Raw genomic sequence first — 23,910 nt, forward strand, 5'->3', positions numbered from 1 at the left:
ATCTACAGGCAGAGCGGGCCAATATAGGCAGAGCGGGCCAACTCCCGTCCTTGATTCCCTGCATGCCGCCAACCCGCGCTGGACGTTGCCGCGCGCTTCATCAACACTGCACGCATGACGCCACCGGATCTGCTGCAGCTGGCGGCAGGCGCTGCGACTCTGGGCCTGGCCGCCTTGTCCACCGGAGTGAGCTTCGGCCGCGCCCGGCGTGGCAGCCACCTGCTCACCACCTTCTTCGCCTGTTTCGCCGCCGCCAATCTGTTCGGACTGGTGCTGTTGGGTGGCCAGGCCTGGCTCTCGGCCGACGCGGTGCGCTGGCTGCGGGTCATCGAAGTGCCGCTGGTCTATCTGCTCGGTCCGCTGCTGTATGGCCATGCGCGTGCGCTGCTGTTGCCCGCACCGGGCCACACTTCGTTGCTGCCGCTCGCGCATCTGCTGCCGGCCATGCTCGCGTTCGTCATTTCCCTGTTGAACGCTGTTGCGCCTTTCGACGTCTCGCCGCTGGGCAAGGCGCTGTTCCAGCTCAGCTTCCATGGCTGGCTGCTGCAGGGCGCGCCCTACCTGCTGGCCACGCTGTGGCTGTCGCTGCGTACGTCTTCGGTCCCGCGCGGAACCGCCATCCAGCGCAGCGGGCTGCGCGGGCTGGCGATCGTGATGACAGGCTGCTGGCTTGCCAGCGCGATGAACCGGTGGCCGCCGGACGCCGCTCCGCTGCTGGCCAGCATCGGGCTCAGCCTGCTGACCACCGCCGGCATGTATCTGCTGGCCTGCCGCGTGGTGCGGCAGCAGCTGCGCGCGCCTGTGAGTGCCGCCGCACCGGGCGCGGGGAATCTCATCCCTGCGCCCATCGAGGACATCGCCGTCGCACGCTACGAGCGCTCGGGCATCGACGCAGCGCAGTGCGCGGCCATCGCCAGCGCGCTGACCGCATTGATGCAGCACGAACGCCTGCATGAGGCCCCGGGGCTCGATCTCCAGGGCTTGAGCCAGCACAGCGGCTGGTCCCCCAACCAGGTCTCGCAGGCGCTCAACCAGGGTCTGGGCCAGAGCTTCTCCGAGTTCGTGACCGGTTTCCGCATCACGGCCGCGAAGTCCTTCCTCTCCGACCCCGCAGACCCACGCAGCGTGCTGGACATCGGCCTGGCCGCCGGCTTCGGCAGCAAGTCCACCTTCAACAGCGCGTTCAAGCGCGCCACTGGGCAGACACCGAGCGAGTTCCGCCGCAGCCGCGCCACCTCCGGCTGAACGTCCAATCCTTCACGCCCGGTCGAACGACGCCCGCCGCTGCGTTGCCATCAGCGCTCGACCCGACGAAGAAGGTGATGCGATGCGATGGCAACGGATGATGTTCGGCCTGCTGTGGATGCTGGCGGTTCCCGTGCAGGCTGCGGTGGGGGATGCGGCGAGTGTGCTGGCCCGGGCCCGTGCAGCCAGTGGCGGCGAGCCATGGCTGTCGGTACAGCGCCTCCAGGCTGAGGGCGAGCAGTCGCTCGGCGGCTTGCACGGGCGCTGGCAGCTCAACCAGGATCTGCGCGCCGGTCGCTATGCCGAACAGGCGCAGCTGGGAGCCTTCACCGTCGCCCAGGGGTTCGACGGCCAGCTGTCCTGGCGGCGTGACTATGGCGGCGAGGTCGGCCTGCTGGACGGCAGCGTGCCACGCCGCACCGCGCGCACGCAGGCGTGGCTGGCCACCCGCGCCTACTGGTCCAGCGCCTATCCGGCCTCGCGCTTTGCGGGCCCACGCACCGAGGGCCACGACGGGAAGCGCTATGACGTGCTGGCGACGACGCCGGAGGGCGCGGACCCGATCGAACTCTGGTTCGACACCCGCAGTGGCCTGCTCGGCCGGGTGGTCATCGCCTCCGCGCGCACACCCACCGCCACCACGCTGGAAGACTACCGGGCGGTCGATGGCCTGCTGCTGCCCCATCGCCTCATCACCGATACGCTCGATGCCCAGGGCCGTGCCGATCCGCGGCTGCGCAGCGACGTGCAGGTGCAGCGCTACCGGGTGGATCTCCCTGTGCCGGATGGGTTGTATGCACCACCAGCGATGGCCGACGACAGCTACATCGAGGATGCCAGCGGCACCACCCGCGTCCCGTTCGACCTGATCAACAACCATGTCTACATCGAGGCCGAGGTGGACGGCCAGCCGGCGCGCTTCCTGGTGGACACCGGCGCCATCAACCTGCTGACACCGACCGCCGCCAAACGCCTGGGGCTGACCACAGCGGGCCGCCTGAGCGTGCATGGTGCCGGCGACAACGCCAGCGACCTGGGCCTGGCGCAGGCCCGCCACCTGCGCATCGGTGGCGCGCACCTTGCAAACCCGGTGTTCCACATCATCGACCTCGGCCAGCAGATCAACTCGATGGGCGTGCCACACGATGGCTTCATCGGCTACGAAACCTTCCTGCGCTTCGTCACCACCTTCGACTATGGCGCGCGTGTGCTCAGCTTCACCCGGCCAGGCCACTACCAGCCACCCGCCAACGCGGTGGTGCTGCCGTTCGAGCAGGATGACCGCGCACCGGTACTGAATGGCGAACTGGACGGCATCCCGCTGCGGCTGTGGCTGGACACCGGCTCACGCAACTCGCTGAGCCTGAGCAGCCCGTTCGTGCGTACCCATGATCTGTTGGAGAAATACCACGCCAGTGAGGAGGCGGTGCTTGGATGGGGCCTCGGTGGCCCGGGCCGCGCGCGACCGGCCCGGCTCGGTGTGCTGCGCATGGGCAGCATCGAGGTCACCGGCCTGGTCGGTGACCTGTCCAGCACCGACAAGGGTGCACTGGCCCTGGCCGACTATGGCGCGATTCTCGGTGGCGGCGTGCTGCGGCGCTTCTCCATGGGCATCGACTACGATGCCAAGCGCCTCTATCTGGTACCCAATACTGAAAGCACGCAGGCCGATGCCTTCGACCGCAGTGGGCTGTGGCTGCAGGCCGAGGACGGTGCACTGCGTGTGGCTGATGTGGCGCCGACCAGCGCTGGTGCGCGCGCCGGGCTGCGAAGGGATGATCGCATCGTCATGATTTCAGGCGAGCCGATTGCCACGCGGAGACTGGCGGACTGGCGTGCGCTGCTGCGTGAGCGCCCGGTTGGGACGCGCGTGGGCATCCGTTATCTGCGCGATGGCCGGCAGGTGGATACCGAGCTGGTGCTGGCGGACCAGGTGAATGAGCGTTGGCCTGCCGATTGAGCTCGCACTGCCCGCTGTGGGGCACCCGCTGCGCATGCGGCGGGTGCCACTGAACGAGGGTGACCGGGAATCTCGCACACCGGCGGGAACGTCAGGGAATGAACGACGCAGAGCGATGCTCGCAACCGGCTGCATCCCGTACCACGATGGAGTACTCCGTGTCCGCGCTGGATTGGCCGGGCAGGAACACGCCATCACCATCGAACAGAACCACCTGCTGTTCACCCTGCCCGATCGACAGCCCGATCGCTCCCGGCGTGATTTCCTCAAGGATCACGTTGTAAGGCCGCCAGGCATCCTCGCCTGTACGCCTCATCTCTGCGCGAGCGGTCCTTGAGTTCAACCTGCGTCTTTCATCCACCCACAGCTGAAGTGGCTGATCAGCGTTGTGCGTGATCTGGAAGCGCCCGTAGGTCAGTCCGTCGACTCTCTCGGTGCCGACGTAGGTGAAATGGGCCGGCGGACACTTCGTGGTGCGGTTCGGATGCGCCGCACAGGATGCCAGTGCAACCACAAGGCAAAAGGCAGTCAGGCATTTCATGGGCTTGAAGCCTGATGTGGGTCGCTGTCGCGGCGGCATGCGGCGGTGAGGGCAACCAGCACTACGCCCCAGAGTGGCGTGAGCAGCACGACGCTCATCACCGTCAGCGAAACCGGTACCTGCCAGAGCAGCGATGGCCTGAACCCGCTGAATCTATAGGCTTCCAGTATAAGCACCACGACCTGGGCCAGAAGGCCCGCGAGCAGCCCCAAGCCAGCCCCCTTGGCAAGCCGCCTGATCGTCAGGCGGCCAGCGGCGGGAACCCGTGCGCCAATTCCCAGCAACAGAAGGCTGACGGCGTACAGCCAGAAGAAAACTTGATGTGAGTCGAAGGCGTAAAGCGCCCTGCCCGCAAAGTGCAGGAACAGCCAGAGTGCTCCACACGACACAACGTAGGCCAGCCCGTACCGAAGAATCTGTCTGCCTTTCATTGTGTAACTCCCCAAAGCGTGCAGGCTGATCGCGTTCTTTTGTGGAGGACTGCGGAAGTCGTGAACAGTATTACTGTCAGACAAGAGCAGATCGTCAGGTTCCCAAAGCGGGCGCGGCACCTCCCCATGACGAGGGCAGGCATCATTCGGAACCTGGGGGATTCACCCACCTATCCGAACTCGTGCGCCTTGCCTCCCGCTTGGCACCCTACTCGCGCAACGCATCGCGCAGCGCTCGAGAGTACCTGTCTACTCCACGGGATCGATCTCCACGCGCGCCGTACCCAGATGATCCGGCTGCACGTAGGCTAGCTCCGGCACGCCGCTGCCCGGCACGTTGATCAGTGCCATCGGATAGTTGTCCAGCCAGATGGCCTGCTGCTGCGCCTGGCCTGTGGCCGAGTAGTTGCCCAGCCACTGCCCTGCTTCGTCATACAGGGTGATCTGCGCTGCACCACCGGCCGGCACGCGCTCGCCGCGGTGGTTGTAGACGTAACCCTCCAAGACAGCAGCGCCCTACTTCACCGCGCTCATGCGGTTGGCATCCACATACTTACGGTAAAACGGGAAACAGCTGAAAATTACTATTTACATATTTCTCTCGCTCTAGCGAGAACGGCCGCACTTGCTCGTCGGACCTCGAGATTCCGTACCAAGGCGGAACATTCAGGGGCATTTCCAGTCTTCGCCCCATAAATCACGAGTTCACCAGCCCTATCTACTCCATCCAAGTAGAGCACTGCACATTCACCAGCGACTGTACTAATGCGCATCCCACGAAAACTCTCGGCGCTCGTGCCTGGCCCCACTTCACCCTCGCACATCCCGCCGTAGTACAAACTACTCAGATCCGCATAAATGGGCTTCAGCTGCAGTTCCCCTAAACGGCCACCCTTGCATCCACTGAAAGCGAATGCCCAGCCGAATGCGAGAAAAATACATCGCACCAGCATACTGTCGACACTTATATAACGCCCACGAGAGCCCCATTCTCGCCCATTATTTTCCATTACCATCTCCCAGAATGGCGGATGGAATTACACCACCCTTTGGTATGAAGTGATACTTTGCACCATCCATTAAATATGCATCCTGGAAAACACGACCAGGAAGGATTGATCTATTTTTTATTGCGTCGATGGAAATCAACGAATCAGCCACGGCAGTCGCACAGTTGCGTGATTTTACGTTGTAATCCTTGGAGTTGTGCGACCTCATGACGCTTTCCATAAGTGCTTCCTGTGCAGCGGATGTTTCGAACTCCACAATTTCCACGCTTCTATTTTTCAACTGGGACTGGATATATTCACCAACCGACGAGCCATAAGCATGCGATGTTCCGTAGCTATATAGGCCCGACTCGGTTGCAAGAGCAATGTGACCGAACGGATTGTCACCAAACAGCGGGATACCACCTTGCTCGGAAGCGGACAGAATCGCCAGACTTTTCCGCAGCCCCAGCGCATCAATGGCCAGGGTTGGCGCACCATTTACATAAGCGTACGCGGATATACCCCCATCCAACCCAATCGGATCACTCTGCGAATACCGCCCCACAGCCGGGTCGTACTCGCGCTGGTAGTTGTAGAACAACCCACTCGCATCCGTGGCCTGCTGGCCCGGGAAGCGCAGCGCCAGCTCGAACGCCACACCATCCCCATCCGGGTCGGCACTCGGCATCTGGTTGCCGAACACCTCGCTCTTGCTGCTCCATTCCCAGATCGCGACATTCCGAACCGGATCGATCACCACGCGCGGCGTGCCCAGATGATCCGGCTGGACGTAGGCCAACTCCGGCACTCCAGCGCCTGGCACGTTGATCAGCGCCACCGGGTAGTTATCCAGCCAGATCGCCTGCTGCTGCGCCTGCCCCGTGGCCGAGTAGTTGCCCAGCCATTGCCCTGCTTCGTCGTAAAGCGTGATCTGGGCAGCTCCACCGGCCGGGGTACGCAGCACGCGCTCGCCGCGATGGTTGTAACCGTAGCTTTCCAGCACGGCAGCCCCCTGCTTCACCGCGTTCATGCGGTTGGCATCGTTGTAGATGAACGTCTTGCCGCCGATGCTGGTGGTGTTGCCCACCGCGTCATGGTTGCGCGCTTCGCCGTCCACGGCGGTCAGCCGGTGGCTGGTTGCGGGATAGGTGTAGCTGGCAGTGCCCGCCGAGGTGGTCAGCGCGGTGCGATTGCCGGTGGCGTCGTAGGCATAGGTTTCAATCGGCGTGCCGGTCGCGCCGTCCTGGGTCTGGGTCAGGCGGCCCAGCGCGTCGTAGGCGTACTTGGCGAGCACCGCCGAGCCCGCGCCGTTCTTCAGTTCGGTGATCGAACCGACCGGGTCATAGCCGTAGCCCAGCGACAGGCCGCCCGCGGCCGGGTCGTGCACCGCTTGCGGGCGATAGTCCAGGTCCAGCGAATGCTGCAGCTGGCGACCATTGCCATAGGTCCAGCCAGTGGCCGGGCCGAAGGCCGCATAGGTCACGTTGTTCACCACGATCTGGCGGGCCTGGCCGGGCCGGGTCAGACCGATCTGGCTGATGCGCCCCTGGGTATCGCGCACGTAGTCGGCCAGGCTCCCGTCGGGGTAGGTCAGCGCCGTCAGACGACCCGACTTGCTGTAGGCGTAGCGCAGCGTGCTGGCGACACCATTGATCGTCTGCACCTTGCGGGTGACCTGGCCGAAGCGGTCATGGCAGTACTGGGTGCTGCCATTGGCATGCAGCACCTGCCCCAGACGCCCCTTGGCAAAGCGCTCGTCGGCGGCACAGGCCGCTGGCGCCACGTCGTAGCTATAGCCCACGTCCAGATTGGGGTCCGGGTAGGCGATGCCGATCAGGCGATTGAGCGCATCGTAGTGATAGGTGGCGGTGACGCCGCGCGCATCGGTGGCCGTCTTGCGGTTGCCCGCCACGTCCACGGTGAAGCTGCTGGCGCCGCTGTCTGGGCTCACCTGCCCGGTCAGGTCACCGAAGCCGTTATAGGCATAAGTGGTGTGCAGGCCCTTCGGGTCGGTGACCTGGGTGACCTGATCCAGCGCGTTGTACTGCCTGCGGATCTCCGCCGCCACGCCACCCACGTCCTGCAGGGTCTGCGCCAGACGATTCAGGGGGTCGTACTGCTGGCTGGTCACGCGCTGCAGGGCGTCGGTCACCGTCTGCGGGTTGCCATTGGCATCGTAGGCAAAGCCGGTGGCGTGATTGCCTGCGTCCTTCAATGCGGTCAGCTGACCAAGCGTATTGAAGGTCCGTGCCAAGGTGCGACGAAGGGTGCCAGCAGCATCCAGCGTGTCCTCCTTGAGGCGGTTGCCGGCGTTGTCCAGCGCATAGTGAATGGTGTTGCCCGCACTGTCCGCGATGTCCGTCAACCGCTGGGCAGCGTCGTAGACATAGGTGACGCTGCTGCCGTCAGGCTCGGTGATCTGTTGCACCTGGCCAGTCGGCCAGTAGCTGATCTGGGTGACCCGATCCTCGGCAGTGGTGGCACCGCGCACGGTGATCGAGGTCGGCCAGCCGCGCGCATGGTAGGTGTAATCGGTGACCACGCCGTTGGCATCCTTCGCCGACAACGGCCGCCCGAACGCGTCGTAGGCCAAAGTCTCGACCGTCTGGCCCAGCGCATTGGTCACACTGCGCAGGTCGCCCTTGCGATAACTGCAGGCACCATTGGCCGCGCATCCCGCGTCGTCCGCTGTGTAGTAGGCATAGGTGGAGACATCCGCCACATCGCTTCGCGGGCCATCCACACTGCGCAGCGATCCCACCAGCGGGCACTCCGGCCCTTCGGCCTCACAGTAGGTCTGCGTGGTGACGCGGGTGTCACCGGTCACCATGTCGCGCACGGTGATGGTGGTCGGCTGGAGGCGTGCATTGCGCGCGATGCGGATCTCACGGTTACCGACGGTCTGCTGCACCAGCCGATTGCTGTCCATGGCCACGCGCGTTTCGCTGACGCGCTGATCCGGGGTACCCGCCGCTTCCGTCGTGGTGGTCACGCTGACGGCGCCCGCGGCGGCATCGCTGGCCTCCGCATAGGCATACTGGGTGACGACGCCTCGGCGATCGGTCACCGACTGCAGGCGACGCCGGAAATCGGTGCCTTCGGGCAGATAGGCGCGAGTGATGCTGCCGTTGCTTTCAGTGATGCCATTGACCTTGCGCGGAAGGCCGCTGGTACCGCTGGCGGTCAATGCGTACGTACTCTGCTTGCCCAGCGCGTCGGTGACGATGGTGGTGCCTGCCGGGGTGTACTCCAGGCGCACGCCATCAATGCCCACGTCGGCCTGACTGCAGTCGCCTGAATGGCGGCTGCAGGTGACCCGCCCCTTGGGGTCGTAGCCGTACCAGCTGTAGCGCTGGTTGTCTTCGGCGGTCACGCCGGTCAGGTAACCCGGGAAGCGGGTGTCCTCATAGTGATAGGCGCGGCTGGCGCCATCTGCATAAGTCGCTCTGATCAGCTCGCCGGTCGCGGAATAGGCGTAGCTCACCACAGGCTGGCCGGCGACCACCAGCGCCGAGATCACTGAATCGTCGCCCGGCACGAGGTACTGGACATCCACACGCCGGCCGGTTGAATGGGTGATGCTGAGCAGGCGACCACGGCTGTCATATGCATATCTCAGCGAGGTTCCATCTTCGAAATCGCGGCGCTGCATCAGGCCGGTGGCATCGAACTGAATGCGCTCCCCGGCACGTGAAAGCTGCCAGCTGGCGCCCTGCTGGACAGCACGATCGCCGCTTCCGTCCATGGCTTCGTAGCCTGCTCCCACCTTCTGGAATGCCGTCTGCCCGCCATCGGCACCGACCAGCCCGACCTTCAGTTCGGAGCTTGGAGGGAAAGTGGAATCATCCACGCCTGCGGTAAGCCGCAGATTGTGGGAATGGGTCCAGCCCGTACCCAACGCACCGCCCGCCGTGCTTGTCAGGGAGTGATAGTGGCGTTGGAAGCTCACCCATCCAAGGTTGAAATCCGGCTCAGGCTGGGATTTATCGCCAGTAGTCGGATCACACGGGTTGCCCACAGGGCACTGCTGCGGCGGCAGCGGCGCGCTTGTGTAGGAGAGCATGGGCGACATGTGCGGCTCGTCCTGCTGGACCAGGGAGCACATCTGCAGGCCCTCATTCCACGTCAGGGACGGTCGATTCGGACAAAGCGCCGTTCTGGCCCGGCGCACATGCTCCCACCCCACTATCGACGAGCATTCTTGAGTGCTCTGGTGATAGAAGTTCAAGGTGTAATGGAAATTTTTCTCCTCGTTGGTGACGCTACCGTCGTCGCCCCTGCCAAGTCCAAGGAGCTCCACCCAAGGATCCTCCGTGAGTGAAGTCGCCGGGCACTGCGGGTCGCTGACGCGGGTAGCGAGGATCACGCTACGAATCTGATCTTCGGATGAGTACTCCTGCCCTGAGTGGGTGTAGACCCAGTCAGTAGTAACGATCTTCTCGGGTCTCACCCGGTAATCGTAGATGACCTTCTTTCCAAGGACGCGTTGGCGTTTGACATGCCAATCGAAGGGTTTGTCCTTCTCGTACTGGGAAAAGAGCGACTTGATGTCCTTCTGCACCGCCGCTTCCGTGGCTCGCGGCTGGCCCATCGACAGGTAGCTCTCCCACTTCTTCTGCACCTCCTGCGCCTGCGCAGCCCAAGGAGCCAAGCTCCCCAGCGCGATCATCGCCAGTGCGGCACACGAAATGGTCTTCAGTCGTTCCAACATCCCTGTTCTCCTTCCTGGACGAACACAGCACCGGCAGGAACGAGAACGTGGGGCGGTTGCCTCACCACGTCATGCTTCGGATCGTCCCTGGTCCGGAATGCGGCCTGACCGCACGGGGGACGTTATCTCCGATGTGGTTTACACATTCAAGTCAGAAACCGTGGAATGGGTCGGATTTCAGAGTTTTCTGATACAGGGGGTCCGATCAGATGGGCAGCCGAGCATGGGCTCGGCTCTACAGGGGCCAATGCCCACACAAACAGCAACGCCGGGCATGGCCCGGCGTTTCCGTCACAGCATGGAAGGGGTAAACCTCAGTACTTCCCGTCAAACGCGAAGATCGGCTTGCGCTGCTTCCACGCGCCAGCGGTGAAGTCCGGGAACTCCAGCGTCTGGAAACTGTTGGCGATCGACTGCTCGCTCAGCGGGGTGATCGCACTCCAGGTCACCGCGTCGTAGATATCGATCGGCATCGGTGCCTTGGCCTTCAGTGCTTCAACGAAGGCATGGATGACGAACCAGTCCATGCCACCGTGGCCGGCGCTGGCGGCGGTGTCGGCATTCTGCTTCCACAGCGGGTGCTCGTACTCGTCCTGGTACTTCTTGAACTCTTCCCACTGGTGCGGCGGGCTGCGGCCTTCGATGTGGATCGAATGGTTCACGTCCATCCACAGGCCCTTGGTGCCCTGCACGCGGAAGCCCATCGAATACGGGCGCGGCAGCGAGGTATCGTGCTGCAGCAGGATGGTTTCGCCGTTTTCGCAGGCCAGCGTGGTGGTGACGATGTCGCCCAGCTTGAACTTCACCTTGGTGCTGGGATGGGTGGTGCCGCCACTCTTGGCCACGGTGTATTCGTGCAGGCCGCGCGCCTTGGTCGCGAAGGCGTTGATGTGGGTGAAGCGGTTGCCACGGTTGATGCCGGTGTACATCGCGCAGGGGCCGATGCCGTGGCTGGGATACAGCTCGCCGTTGCGCTCCACCGAATGCTCGGTGCGCCAGCGTGCTTCGCTCCAGCCCTTGGGGCCGAATTCCACGCCGCTGTCGTACGGCTGGTTCGGGTCGCCGGAATTGAACTTCACGCCGCGCAGGTCGTGCTGGTAGCCGGCCTGCAGGTGCACCAGTTCGCCGAACAGGCCCTGGCGCACCATCTGCAATGCCGCCATTACGTCGCGGCGGTAGCAGACGTTCTCCAGCAGCATGTACGGGGTGCCGGTACTCAGCTGGGTCTTCAGCACGTCCCAGTGGTCCTGCAGGGTGATGCCGGCCACCACTTCGCAGCCCACGGCCACGCCGGCCTGCATCGCGGCAATCGCCATCGGTGCGTGGTATTCCCACGGCGTGGCGATGATCACGCCATCGATGCCCTTCTGCTCCAGCAGGCGCTTCCACGCATTGGTGTCGCGGTCCTGGCCGTAGGTCTTCGGCGCCGGCTTGCCGGCCTTGGCCACCATGTCCACGGCGCGGCCGAGCATGATCGGCTCGATATCGCAGACGGCAACCACTTCGACGTCGTCGCGACGCACCAGTTCCTTCAGCAGCACCAGGCCGCGCATGCCGGTGCCGATCATGGCCAGGCGCACCTTGCGCCCGCGTGCCCAGGCCGGGGTCTGCGGCAGCAGGCTGCTGGCGGCGACAGCGGCACTGGCCGCGATGAATTCCCTACGCTTCATGGCAAACATCTCTCCTCTTGGCAGCGTGCCGGCCGCAGCCGGCACGCCAGGTCACGCAAACGGAATTACTTGAACCGGTAGCCGATGGTCACACTGTAACCACGGCCGAAGATGGTTGCGTAGTCACTGGAGTCACCCAGGAAGCTGTTCGGGTCGTAGAACGGCAGGCGGTTGAACAGGTTCTTGACGGTGAAGCTCAGGTTCCACGCATCATCCGGGCGCCAGGTGACGCTCATGTTGGCGGTCCACCACGACGGCGCGCCGTCACACTTGCTCTTCTGCAGGGCCAGGTAGCCGCCGGTGCAGGTTTCCTTGTTGTTGCTCACTTCATCGACCTGGTCGGTGGCCCACTTGGTGCCGCCCACGTAGTTGACGAACATGCTGGTGGTCACCTGCTTGTAGGTCCAGTCGGCATTGAGCGTGGCACGCAGGCGCGGGTTGTTGTAGTAACCCACCACATCGCCGTAGTACCAGCCGTTCTCGGCGTCCATGTAGAAGCGGTTGCGGTTGGCGATGGTGGCGGCCAGGCCGATGTTCAGGTTGCCCCAGTCGCCCAGCGAGAAGCGGCTGCGCGCATCGATGTCGAAGCCGTCGATCAGGGTCTTGCCGCGGTTCTTGTACTGGCCCACCACGCTGGCCACGTTGCCGGCCGAGTAGCCCGGCAGGTTCGCCGGGCAGCTCACGCCGCTGGCGGGGTCGGCGCACATCGCCGCCAGCTGGGCCAGGTTGGCACGGTCGCTGTCGGTGATCGGCGAGCGCGACATCGAGATGATGTCTTCCATGCGGCGATAGTCCGGCGCGACGATTTCATTGTTGCGGTAGATGAACCAGTAGTCGGCCGACACCGACAGCCAACTCGCCGGCTCGTAGACGAAGCCGAGGGTGGCGATCTTCGCCTTCTCCGGCTTCAGGTCCTTGTTCGGCTGGGTCATGCGCGCCACGGTGCGGTTGCAGTCGACGTTCAGCAGGGTCTTGCCGAGATCGACATCGCCCGGCCGCTGCGACTTCAGCAGCAGGTTGGCGATGGCGTTGGTCTCGTTGCAGCGCAGCTCGTCGCGGAAGCCGCCGAGCTGAGCGAACACGCCGCCATTACCGGACTCGGCCAGGCTCGGTGCGCGGAAGCCGGTGGAGTAGGTACCGCGCAGCATCAGCTGGTCGAACGCCTGGTACTTGAAGCCGATTTTCGGCGCAATGTTGGCGCTGAAGTTCGGGTACTTGTCCACGCGCACCGCGGCATCCAGTTCCAGCTTGTCGGTGATCGGTGCCACGGTCTCGGCGAACAGCGCGTAGGTATTGCGCTTGCCGTCGAACCACGAGCCGCCCTGCTGGGAAATCAGGCCATTGGCTGCATCGGCGTTGCCCGGGGTGTAGAAGGTTTCGCGGCTGGCGTTGAAGCCGAACGCGGCGCGCATCTCGCCGGCCGGCAGCTGGAACAGCGGGCCTTCGATCTTGCCGTCCAGGGTGTGCAGGCGCGTCCACGACTGGATGTCGAAGGTCGGGAACGCTTCGCGGATCAGCGCAGCGTTGGCTTCGCTGATCTCGCCGAACTTGTACGCCGGGTGGTCGGAGATGATCACGCGGCCCGTGGTCGGATCGATCGAGTACGGGCCGAAGGCCTTCTCGAAGCCCTTGATGTTGACGTTGATCGTCTGGTACGTGGTGGAGTGCGTACCCGCGCTGGCGAACGCGGTCTCCCAGTTCCAGTCACCCCGGTTGCCACGCGCGCCGGCCAGCACGCGGTAGCTCTTGTCGGTGTTGCGCTGGCCGAAGTAGTTCGGGCCAGCATCCTGCAGCAGGTAATTCAGGCCGACCACGCCGCCCATCATCGCCTTCATCTGCGGGCTGGCGTGGTTGTACTCGTTGTTCGGGCCCAGGAACGGGTACAGGAACTGGTTGACGTTGTTGCCGGTGTTGCGCGAGAACCAGCTGGTCGGGTTGCCGGTGGTGGTGCCGTAGGTGCGCGGCGTGCCGCCGTTGGCGCGCAGGTCGATGTCGGTGTAGGTCGCCTCGGCGAAGATCTCGGTGCTGTCACCCACCAGGAACGTGCCGTTGAGGTAGGCGGTGTTGCGCTCGGACTTGGCGCCTGCATCGATCTCGTTGTTCATCCAGGTTTCCCAGACGCAACGCGGACCAGCCGCTTCACTGGTCAGCACGTTCTTGCAGCCCGGCGCAGCTTCCTGCACGCGGCGGCCGGTGACCGGATCGAAGGCGAAGTAGCTGCCCGGGTTGAACTCGCCCGGCTTGCTGCCCACGCCCAGGCGCAGGTCGTTGAGGTAGTTCGGCTTGTTGACGTAGTACTGGTCGGGCCGCTTGTCGTAGAAGTCGCTGAGCGGGATCGCGTCGCGGCGGTACATGTTGACCGCGCCGTAGATGTTGAAGCGGTTCTCGGTCAGGTCACCGAAGCCGGCGGTGATGCTGGCCTGGCGCTCGCCGTAGGAATCGATGCGCGACGAGGTGTCATTGGTGAAGCTGACCTCGGCGCCCTGGAAGTTGCGCTTGGTGATCACGTTGATCACGCCGGCCACCGCGTCGGTGCCGTACACCGCCGAGGCACCGTCGGTCAGCACTTCCATGCGCTCGATGGCCGCGGCCGGGATCGCATCGATGTTGACGAACTGGGTCTGGAAGCCGGCCGGCGCACCGTAGTACGACAGGCGACGACCGTTCAGCAGCACCAGCGTGCCCTGGGCGCCCAGGCCGCGCAGGTTGGCCTGCGAGGCACCATCGGAGCCGGTGAACAGCGAACGCGCGTCCTGCTGCGCCGGGCGTGCGGCCGGCAGGTTGTCCAGCACCTGCAGCAGCGTGCGCGCACCCATGTTCTGGATGTCCTGCTTGCTGATCACCTGCACCGGCGATGCGGTTTCAACGTCGGTGCGGCGGATGTTGGAGCCGGTGACCTCGATGCGGGCCAGGTCGGTGGCCTTGTCCTTGCTCTCCTGGGCGAAGGCAGGAACGGCGACCGACAGCAGCACGCCGGCGATGGCCAGCGACAGCGGAGCGATCGAGCGACAGGGGGGGCGGTGGTGGCGGGCGGGCAACATCGGGGTTCTCTCCTGGCAGGGGTGCGGCGCAAAAAGTGAGCGCGTGGGCGTTCGGCGGGCAAAACGCTCCCGGGCCACGGCCCTGAGGGCCGTAGTCGGAATGGGCGGGGGAGGAGCGGTGTTACGAGGGAGTCATGGGGCGACGATGCTGGCGGAGTCGCCCTCCTGGCCGATCAGTACGGCGTTGGCCCAGTTGGCGCAGACCTGGGCGGGTTGGCTGCCCTGCGCACCCAGCGTGCGCAGGCTCAGGGTGGAAAGGCCTCGGATGTCCAGCTCCGGCTTGACCACGCCGGGCGCCCTCACCAGGCCGCTGTCGTACAGCAGGCGGTTGTCACCCCAGACCTGGAACTGCAGGCCACCGGCGTTGCGGCAGGCGTCGTCGATGCCGAGGTCGGCGCGCAGCAGGTGCCAGCCGCCCTGCAGGCGCAGGTCGATGCGGCTGTTGGCGCCGACGCCCAGGCCACGGCGGAACTGCAGCCCGTTCATGCGCATGCCGGCGTCGCCACGGAAGGACTGGTCGGTGCGCACCTGGCTGGCCAGCGCGGCCGGCACCGGCAGCTCGGAGAGATAGCGCTGCCGGGCCGGTCGCTCCGGTTCCTGGTGTTCAAGAATGTGGAAGGTGGACAGTGCGATCGGGCCGACATCGCGCGGCTGCAATGCATCGAACGCGCGGGCGCTGCCCTGTGCGGCGGTCACCATCGGATCGGTGCTGCTGGCGCCGTCGCCCTCGGGGTTCTGCACGCTCAGCACGCGGAAGCGCAGCAGGCGACCGGCGTGGGCCGGGAAGTCGATGCGCTGCACGCCTTCCTTCAGCTGCAGGCGGCCGCGGGCGATCGGCTCGCCCCACTCGCCATTGCTGTCACCCAGGTACACCTCGTAGTCGCGTACCTGGCCGTGCTTCCAGTTCTTGTCGTTGCGCGGCGCGAGGTCGATGCCATCGATCATCTTCCGCTCGCCGAAGCCGATCACCCACTCGTGCGCGCCGGTGCGCACGGCCTGGTTGCGCACGCTGCGGAACCAGGTGCCGGGATCATCATCGAAGGCATTTTCCAGCGCATGGCCGGGTTCTTCGGCCGGGCGGTTGACCACCAGCAGGCTGTCCGCCGGCAGTTCGCGGCCCAGCACCGGCGCGGCCGGATAGGCATCGTCGGCGGCTGCGGCGGCCACTGCGAAGTCCAGCTGCAGCTGCAGCGGCTGGCGGATGTCCTGTGTGGCCGTGCGCACATGCAGCGTGCCGCGGCGCTCCTGCGCGTCGAAGTACCAGCCTTCGTTGGCGCTGTTGAAGGCGGCGGCATCGGCCAGCGCCGGCAGCGCGCGACCACCGGCCTGCACCGCGCGCGGCGCCTGGCGGCTGAGCACGCGCAGGCCATAGCGGCGCTGCGCCAGCTGGCCGTTGTACTGGCCTTGCACGGCGTCGATCTGCACCTGCACCGGGCCACTGCCCTGTGCCGGCGCCTGCACGCGGATCTGCTGCGTGCTCGATTCGCCCTGCTGGTAGCGGCGGGTGTTGCCGTCGTCTTCGTACAGCGTGTACTGCGAATCGCCCTGCGGGTACAGGTCGAACGTCACCTCATCGAGTGGCTTTTCGCCATCGAACAGCATCGACGGGTACATCGGCAGGATCGCACCGGCACGCACGAACACCGGCAGCGTGGCTAGGTCGACCTGACGATCCAGCTGGCGGCCATCGGCAGCGGCCTGCACGCGGCGGCCGTCCCAGTAGTCGATCCAGCCGCCGGCCGGCAGATGGATATCGCGGCGCCAGCCACGGCTGGCGGCCTGGCTGCGGTACACCGGCGCCACCAGCAGGTCGCGGCCGAGCAGGAACTGGTACTTGTAGGTTTCATCCTGCGCGTGCGGGTCGCGCGGGTTGTCCCACATCAGGCCACGCACCGGCGGTGCACCGGTCTGCGCGGCCTCGTGCACCAGCCCATACATGTACGGGGTCAGGCGCATCTTCAACTTCAGGTAATCGCGGTTGATGCTGCGGTAGGGCTCGTCGTACCACCACGGGTGCTTGCGCGCATTCGACGACCAGCCGCTCATGCCCATCAGCACCGGGGTGAATGCCTTCCACTGCAGGTCGCGGGTGAAGGTCTCGGCGCTGCCGCCGAAGATCGCATCGACGTCGCCGCTGGCGTAGGCCATGCCGGACAGCCCCGAACCGACCAGGGTCGGCACGTGCCAGCGGATGTAGTCCCAGCTGCTGCTCTGGTCGCCGGTCCAGGCCACCGCGTAACGCTGGATGCCGGCCCAGCCCATCACCGTCCACAGGAACGGGCGCGAATCGGAATTGTCGAGGATGCCGTTGAACGCCTGGCGGTTGGCATCCATCGCGAACTGGTAGCCCTTGCCGGTCCAGGCCACGTCCAGCTTCTGCACGCGGCTGCCGGCCTTGCCCACTTCCCAGGCAATCTTGTCGACCCCGTTCTCGGTCCACAGACCGGTGCGGAAGCCGTACGTGGCCAGGCCCTTCACCGTTTCCGGCAACTGCTTGTAACCGCAGCCATACCCATCGTTGGGCAGGATCCAGCCACCGGGCATGTCGTGGGCGCGGTACTGCTTGGCCACGCTGTCGATCACATCCGGCGTGGTGCCGGTCGGGCCGTCGCTCCAGCCTTCAGGCACGGTGCCGGGCTTCTTGCGGTTGTCGCCGTCGTTGTAGCAATCGGCATCGCCGTAGGACAGCGCCCAGCGCGCCACCATGTTGGGGCGACCGGTCAGCTGGGTGTAGCGTTCGATCAGCTTCGGCAGATCGGCGCCGACGAAGTAATAGGCATCGAAGCGGTCTTCGCGATGCAGCAGCGTGGCCTGGTCGGGCTCGCGCAGATCGTAGCTGCCATCGCTCCAGGTATTGCGCAACATGCCCCAGCCGCGGCTGCTCAGCAGCATCGGTGCCGGGCTGGGGCGGTCGCCCTCTTCCCAGCCGCCGGAGTAGGACACTTCCAGCTCGCGGCCCTTGAACTGGTAGCGGCCGTTCTGCTGGCCACCGCCGTAATAGCCTTCGTCGGCCTGCGAGGACAGCACCTGCACGCTCTGCGTGGCATCCAGGTCCAGTGGTTGCAGCTCCTGCCAGAGGGCGGTGGGCTGGCCGTTGTCCAGCCGCTCCAGGCGCAGGCGCAGCGGCTGCCGTTGTACATGCAGCACCAGTGCATCGGTGCGCACGCGGAGTTCCTGCGCGTCTTCTTCCAGCTGCGCCTGCACGTTCGCCTTGGGCTGCGGCAGCACGATCGGCGCGGCCTTGTCGCCTGCACCGGTGAGCTTGCCGTTGCGGCCGGCCTGCACGCGGATGATGTCGGTGGCCGGCAGCTCGATGCGGATGCGCGCGCCCTTGTCGGTCTGCAGGTCCCAGCCCTGCACGCCGTCGCGGCTGTCGCTGGCGGCCACCGAACGCAGGTTGCCGACCGGCTCGGCCCGGGCCGGCATGGACGCCAGCATCAATGCCGGCAACAGGGCCAGCATCAGCGGCGAGCGACGAACGCAGTTTTCCACGCGGACTCCCAACCCGTTCACCGGGCGTTTCGAAAGCGGTTGGGCCGACTCTAGGGCAGCGATTCGAAAGATGTCAACAAATGGAAAGGAAAAAGGAAGATATATTCCATTGAAACGAAAGTTGTTGCGCCGCAATACTTTGTGTAAGCGCTTGCAGGTGCCTGTTAAGCGTTGTGCGATACGGCATTTCGTCGGTCCTTTCGTTTTCCCGGACACCTCGCGACGCGGAAAGTCACTCACCCATTTTCTTTCCTTTTACTTTCGATGTTTGACATTTCGAAAGAAAACACTGATGGTGCGCTGGCCCAACTGGAACCTCCGAATGGACGTCACCCTGCTTTCCGATGTGTCCGCCTGGCAGCGCCTTGGCGGAGCCGATACCGCTACCGAAATCGCCCAGCAGCCCGCGCTGTGGGACGCCCTCGCACAGGACCTGTCGCGTGCCCGCGACCGCCTGCAGGCCTTCCTTGGCGACAGCCTCAACGATCCCAACCAGCGCGTGCTGTTCACCGGCGCCGGCAGCTCCGGCTTCATCGCCGAGATGGTGGCCGATGCGATCAACGCGCAGTGGCCAGCCGATGTGCGCGTGGTGCACACCACCAGCCTGCTGACCCACCCGGCGCTGTACCTGCAGCGCGACCGCCCGACCCTGCTGGTCTCGTTCGGCCGCAGCGGCTCCAGCCCGGAGAGCGTGGCGGCAGTGGACCGCGTGCGCAGCGACGTGGATGACGCGCGCTTCCTCGACATCACCTGCAATGCCGATGGCGAACTGGCCCGTCGTGGCGCAGGCCGTGCCGATACCTGCACCCTGCTGATGCCGTCGGCCAGCTGCGACCGCGCCTTCGCCATGACCAGCAGCCTGACCTGCATGCTGCTGGCCGCGCTGACCGTGTTCGATCGTTCGCCGTGGGATGCGCGCGTGGCGCGCCTGAAGCAGATCGCCGCGCTGGCCCGCGAAGGCCAGGCACAGTGGGATGCACCGGTGGCGGCGCTGGCGCAACGCCCGTTCAATCGCGTGATCTACCTCGGCAGCGGCCCGCTGGAAGCGCTGGCACGCGAGTGCGCGCTGAAGGTGCTGGAGCTGACCGCCGGCCGCGTGCTGGCGCTGGCCAACACCCCGCTGGGCTTCCGCCATGGCCCGAAATCGACGCTGGACGGCAACACCCTGGTGGTGGTGCTGCGCAGCGTGCAGCCGCTGGCGCGCCGCTACGAACAGGACCTGCTGGAAGAACTGAGCCGCGACGGCGTGGCCGGCCAGGTGCTGGCGATCGGCCCGCATTCGGACATCGGCGCCGATGACGAATACCCCCTGATCGTGCCGGCACTGGACGATCCGTGGCTGGCGCCGGTATGGCTGGGCTTCGCGCAGCTGTTCGCGCTGCAGCGCTCGGCCGCGCTCGGGCTGACCCCGGACAACCCGTTCCCGGACGGCACCGTCAACCGCGTCGTCAAGGGCGTCACCATCCACCATGGCTGAGCTGATCGCCCACGCCTGCTACGGCATCGACATCGGCGGCACCAAGATCGAGCTGGTGGCGTGCGATGCGGCGATGCAGGTCACCTGGCGCCGTCGCGTCAGCACGCCGCAGGGCGACTACGACGGTTTCCTGCAGGCGGTGGTGGCGCTGGTGGCCGAGGCAGACGCTGCACTTGGCCGCAGTGATGCGGCCATCGGCATCGCCCTGCCCGGCGTGCGTGATCGCCGCACGGGTCGCCAGCTCAGTGCGAACGTGCCGGCACTGACCGGCCACAGCGTCGCCGCCGATCTGCAGGCCCGGCTGCAGCGCCCACTGCATTTCGGCAATGACCTGCAGTGCTTTGCCCTTTCCGAAGCGCACGGCGGCGCCGCCGATGGCTACCCCAGCATGTTCGGCGCCATCCTCGGCACGGGTGCGGGTGGTGGTTTCTGCCTGCACGGCCGCCTGCTGTCCGGTTTCAACGGCCTGGCCGGCGAATGGGGCCACTGGAGCGTGCCGGGCCACCTGCTGCAACGCCACGGCCTGCCGCTGATCGACTGTGCCTGCGGCCTGCAGGGCTGCGTGGAGCGCTATGTGTCCGGCAGTGGCGTGGCGATGATCGAGCGTCACCTCGGTGGCAGCGCCGCCGACGCCAGCGCGGTGATCGCCCTGGCTGAAGCCGGTGATGCGCGCGCGCGCAAGGCGCTGGACATCCATCGCGACCTGCTCGGCCACAGCCTGGCCGCGCTGGTGCTGGCGCTGGACCCGCACGTGATCGTGCTCGGCGGCGGTCTTTCGCAGTACGCACCGCTGTACGAGCACCTGCCCGCCGCCATCACCGCCCATCTGTTCAAGGGCGTGCAGGTGCCACCGATCGTGCCGCCACGCTTCGGCGATGCCGGCGGCGCACGTGGTGCTGCCCTGCTCGCCTGCCAACCCTCGTTTTCCTGATGTCCGGAGCCTGACCATGTCCCCGTTGCAGACCCTGCTTGCCTCCCACCGCGCCGGTGCCAACGTCGGCCTGTACAGCGTCTGCTGCAGCAACGAGCAGGTGCTGCGCGCGGCCATGCACGTGGCGCAGGCACATGGCACCGTGCTGCTGGTCGAGGCCACCTCCAACCAGGTCGACCAGTTCGGCGGCTACACCGGCATGACCCCGCCGCAGTACCGCGACTACGTCGGCACCCTGGCCGACGAAGAAGGCTTCCCGCGCGAACGGCTGATCCTGGGCGGTGACCATCTCGGCCCGAATGCCTGGCAGAAGCGCCCGGCAGCCGAAGCGATGACCCACGCGCGCGTGCTGATCGAAGCCTACGTCGCCGCCGGTTTCCACAAGATCCACCTCGACTGCAGCATGTCCTGCGCCGACGATCCGGTGCCGCTGCCCGATGCCATCGTTGCCGCGCGCTCGGCCGAGCTGGCCGAGATCGCCGAACGCACCGCCGCCGAACACGGCCTGCCGCCGCCGGTCTACGTGATCGGTACCGAAGTACCGATTCCCGGTGGCGAAGCCTCGCTGGCCGAAGGCCTGCAGGTGACCACGCCGGCCGCAGCCGCGCAGACCCTGGCCATCCACCAGCAGGCGTTCGACACGCCGCAGCTGCGCGATGCGTGGCAGCGCGTGATCGCGATGGTGGTGCAGCCGGGCGTGGACTTCGACCACAGCAGCGTGCACGAATACGACCCGGCCGCCGCCAGCACGCTGGCCGGCTTCCTCGAACAGCAGCCGCGCATCGTGTTCGAAGCGCATTCCACCGACTACCAGCGCGAAAGTGGCCTGCACGCGCTGGTACGTGACCACTTCGCCATCCTCAAGGTCGGCCCGGCTGCCACCTTCGCCTATCGCGAGGCACTGTTCGCGCTGGCCGCGATCGAGGCCGAGCTGCTGCCAGCCGCGCAGTGCTCGCGCCTGCCGCAGGTGCTGGACGAGGTGATGGTGGCGCAGCCGAAGTACTGGCAGTCCTACTACCAGGGCGATGAGGCCGCGCTGCGCCTGCTGCGCCACTATTCCTTCAGCGACCGCTGCCGCTACTACTGGGGCGAGCCAGCGCTGGTGCAGGCGGTGCAGACCCTGTTCGCCAACCTGGAGCAGCAAGCGCCGCCGCTGGTACTGCTCAGCCAGTACCTGCCGGAGCAGTACCGCGCCGTGCGCGAAGGCCGCCTGCCCAACACCCCCACCGCCCTGGTGCAGCACCGCATCGGCCTGTGCCTGGGCGAGTACGCCCGCGCCTGCAGCGCCAACCAGGCCGGAGCCCGCGTGCAGAGCGCAGGTTCGGCTGCCGGCGTTGCTGTGAACGGCTAATCTCTACCTTTTCCCGCGAAACCGAGAATGGCCATGCGCAACACCCGCTCCCGCCGGCAACAGATCCTGCAACTGCTGATCGAGCACGGCTCGGTGCAGGTGGCCGATCTGGTCGAGCGCTTTGGCGTGTCGGCGGTGACCATCCGTGCCGACCTGACCCACTTCGAGTCGCAGGGCCTGGCCACCCGTACCCACGGCGGTGCCACGCTGGTTCGTACGCCGCCGCAGGAACAGGACATCCACGAAAAGGACGCGCTGAACCTGCCGCTGAAGGAATCGATCGGTGCGCGCGCCGCGCGGCTGGTGCAGCCCGGCGACAACATCATCATCGACTCCGGCTCGACCACGATGACCCTGGCCCGCCACCTGCGCGCGCATCGCGACGTGACGGTGATGACCAACGGCCTGAACATCGCCTGGGAACTGGCCAATGCCGCAGGCATCACCGTGCTGCTGACCGGCGGCCTGCTGCGTCAGCAGTCGTTGTCGCTGCAGGGCAGCCAGGCCGAGGCCAGCCTCAATTCGTACAGCTTCGACACCCTGTTCCTGGGCGTGGACGGCCTGGACCTGCAGTTCGGCCTGACCACCCACGACGAGGCCGAAGCCCGCCTCAACCACCGCATGGTCGAGCGCGCGCGCCGCATCGTGGTGCTGACCGACGCCTCCAAGTTCGGCCGCGTCAGCCTGCACCGCATCGCACTGCTGGATCAGATCCACGCCATCATCACCGACGCCGGCATCGACGATGCGACCCGCGAAGGGCTGCAGCGGCTGGGCATCGAAGTGATCATCGCCGAGCCCACCGCATGACCGACACCCGCACCCTGCATGGCCGCATCCTCACCCCGCTGGGTTGGCGGCGCGGGCACGTCCACTTCGATTCGCGCGTGCGCCAGCTGCAGGTGGATGACCACAGCGGTGCTGACGATCTGCAGCTGCCGGTGATCCTGCCCGGCTTCATCGACCTACATGTGCACGGCGCGGCCGGCGTGGACCTGATGCAGGGCGGCGACGTGGCACGCACCATCGCCCGCACCCATCTGCGCTTCGGTACCACCACGCTGCTGGCGACCACCATGACCGCCGGGCTGGACGAGATCGAGCACGCGCTGCAGGGTGTGGCCGCCACCATGGCGGCGCCCGATGCCGACGCCGCCTGCATTGCCGGCGTGCATCTGGAAGGCCCGTTCATCAGCCCGCAGCGCCTGGGCGCGCAGCCCAACCGCACCATCGAGGCGACGCTGGCGCTGGTGCAACAGCTGCATGCGCTGGCACCGATCCGGGTGATGACGCTGGCCCCGGAAATCGGCGAGCACACCGCGCTGATACCTGCGCTTTCGGCGATGGGCATCCGCGTGCAGCTTGGCCACAGCGCCGGCACCTACGAGGAAGGCGTGGCCGCGCTGCAGGCCGGCGCCTCCGGCTTCACCCACCTGTTCAATGGCATGACCGGCGTCGATCACTATCGCCCGGGCATCGCCGCAGCGGCGCTGGCACATGCACAGTACGCCGAGATCATCCCCGACCTGCAGCACATCCACCCCGGCGTGATCCGCCTGGCCGCGCGTGCGATCCCGCGCCTGTACGCGGTGACCGACGCCACCGCCGCCACCGGCATGCCCGATGGCGAGTACGCGCTGGGCGAGCAGCGCGTGCACAAGTGCGGCGGCTGCGTACGCCTGGCGACCGGTTCGCTGGCCGGCAGCGCGCTGACCATGGACCAGGCGCTGCGCAATCTGGTGCAAGTGGGCCTGGAGCTGGCCGATGCCTCGCAGCGTGTTTCCACCTTCCCCGCCGCGTATCTCGGCCTGGACGATCGCGGCCGCATCGCGCCCGACGCCCGCGCCGACCTGGTGGTGCTGGACGCCGAACTGCGCCTGCAGCAGGTGGTTGTGGGCGGGCGGGTAGTCGATTTGAACGCCGCAAACGCCTGATATCTGCATTTTTGTAGAGTCGAGCCATGCTCGACTCACCGCGCAGCGCGCGGTGCGGGGAACCTCGATATCGGAACGAAGAGCAGTCGAGCATGGCTCGACTCTACAGAAAGCAATCTGCGACGAACCGTCGC

The 23,910-nt window shown here is 66.0% G+C and carries 14 protein-coding genes; 7 read left to right on the top strand and 7 right to left on the bottom strand.

Annotated features, from left to right (window positions below):
• Positions 1-114 precede the first annotated feature (114 nt).
• Both DFO63_RS10765 and DFO63_RS10770 read left to right on the top strand, forming a co-directional pair.
• Complete coding sequence (locus tag DFO63_RS10765) at positions 115-1,245, top strand: helix-turn-helix transcriptional regulator (RefSeq protein WP_119006883.1); 1,131 nt, start codon at positions 115-117, stop codon at positions 1,243-1,245.
• An 82-nt stretch (positions 1,246-1,327) separates the two neighbouring features.
• A complete protein-coding gene (locus DFO63_RS10770; protein WP_119006884.1) occupies positions 1,328-3,205 on the top strand; it encodes an aspartyl protease family protein in 1,878 nt (625 codons plus the stop codon).
• Positions 3,206-3,296: 91 nt separating this feature from the next.
• Here DFO63_RS10770 and DFO63_RS10775 read toward each other — a convergent pair whose 3' ends face one another.
• From DFO63_RS10775 to DFO63_RS10805, 7 genes are all read right to left on the bottom strand, one after another.
• On the bottom strand, positions 3,297-3,746 hold the full coding sequence (locus tag DFO63_RS10775) for an adhesin (RefSeq protein WP_119006885.1): 450 nt from the start codon (positions 3,744-3,746) through the stop codon (positions 3,297-3,299).
• Positions 3,743-4,177 carry a hypothetical protein gene (locus DFO63_RS10780; RefSeq protein ID WP_119006886.1) on the bottom strand — a complete coding sequence of 145 codons (435 nt, stop codon included), beginning with the start codon at positions 4,175-4,177 and terminating at the stop codon, positions 3,743-3,745. The genes DFO63_RS10775 and DFO63_RS10780 overlap by 4 nt, the downstream gene beginning before the upstream one ends.
• Before the next feature lie 249 nt (positions 4,178-4,426).
• Entirely contained in the window at positions 4,427-4,681 is a 255-nt protein-coding gene (locus tag DFO63_RS10785; protein WP_119006887.1) for a hypothetical protein, read from the bottom strand.
• A 495-nt stretch (positions 4,682-5,176) separates the two neighbouring features.
• Entirely contained in the window at positions 5,177-9,880 is a 4,704-nt protein-coding gene (locus tag DFO63_RS10790) for an RHS repeat-associated core domain-containing protein (protein ID WP_259337418.1), read from the bottom strand.
• 314 nt (positions 9,881-10,194) lie between these two features.
• The gene (locus DFO63_RS10795) at positions 10,195-11,550 is read right to left on the bottom strand and encodes a Gfo/Idh/MocA family oxidoreductase (protein ID WP_087924246.1); all 1,356 of its coding nucleotides are present in this window, start codon (positions 11,548-11,550) and stop codon (positions 10,195-10,197) included.
• Positions 11,551-11,615: 65 nt separating this feature from the next.
• Positions 11,616-14,591 (bottom strand): TonB-dependent receptor, encoded by a 2,976-nt coding sequence (locus DFO63_RS10800; protein WP_119006888.1) that lies wholly within the window; start codon positions 14,589-14,591, stop codon positions 11,616-11,618.
• A gap of 132 nt (positions 14,592-14,723) precedes the next feature.
• Positions 14,724-18,083, bottom strand: coding sequence for a TIM-barrel domain-containing protein (locus tag DFO63_RS10805; RefSeq protein WP_119006889.1), 3,360 nt, complete (start codon positions 18,081-18,083; stop codon positions 14,724-14,726).
• A gap of 322 nt (positions 18,084-18,405) precedes the next feature.
• On the opposite strand from DFO63_RS10805, the gene DFO63_RS10810 reads away from it, so the two are divergent.
• From DFO63_RS10810 to nagA, 5 genes are read left to right on the top strand one after another with little or no spacing between them, the layout of a single operon-like run.
• Entirely contained in the window at positions 18,406-19,560 is a 1,155-nt protein-coding gene (locus DFO63_RS10810; RefSeq protein ID WP_119006890.1) for an SIS domain-containing protein, read from the top strand.
• Positions 19,553-20,491 carry an ROK family protein gene (locus DFO63_RS10815; RefSeq protein WP_119006891.1) on the top strand — a complete coding sequence of 313 codons (939 nt, stop codon included), beginning with the start codon at positions 19,553-19,555 and terminating at the stop codon, positions 20,489-20,491. Before DFO63_RS10810 ends, DFO63_RS10815 begins: the two co-directional genes overlap by 8 nt.
• Before the next feature lie 16 nt (positions 20,492-20,507).
• Positions 20,508-21,842, top strand: a complete 1,335-nt coding sequence (locus DFO63_RS10820; protein ID WP_119006892.1) for a D-tagatose-bisphosphate aldolase, class II, non-catalytic subunit — start codon at positions 20,508-20,510, stop codon at positions 21,840-21,842.
• 33 nt (positions 21,843-21,875) lie between these two features.
• Complete coding sequence (locus tag DFO63_RS10825; protein WP_071227660.1) at positions 21,876-22,652, top strand: DeoR family transcriptional regulator; 777 nt, start codon at positions 21,876-21,878, stop codon at positions 22,650-22,652.
• The gene (nagA, locus tag DFO63_RS10830; RefSeq protein WP_119006893.1) at positions 22,649-23,776 is read left to right on the top strand and encodes an N-acetylglucosamine-6-phosphate deacetylase; all 1,128 of its coding nucleotides are present in this window, start codon (positions 22,649-22,651) and stop codon (positions 23,774-23,776) included. The genes DFO63_RS10825 and nagA overlap by 4 nt, the downstream gene beginning before the upstream one ends.
• Positions 23,777-23,910 lie beyond the last annotated feature (134 nt).

Source organism: Stenotrophomonas sp. AG209, assembly GCF_003550055.1.
GTDB lineage: Bacteria > Pseudomonadota > Gammaproteobacteria > Xanthomonadales > Xanthomonadaceae > Stenotrophomonas.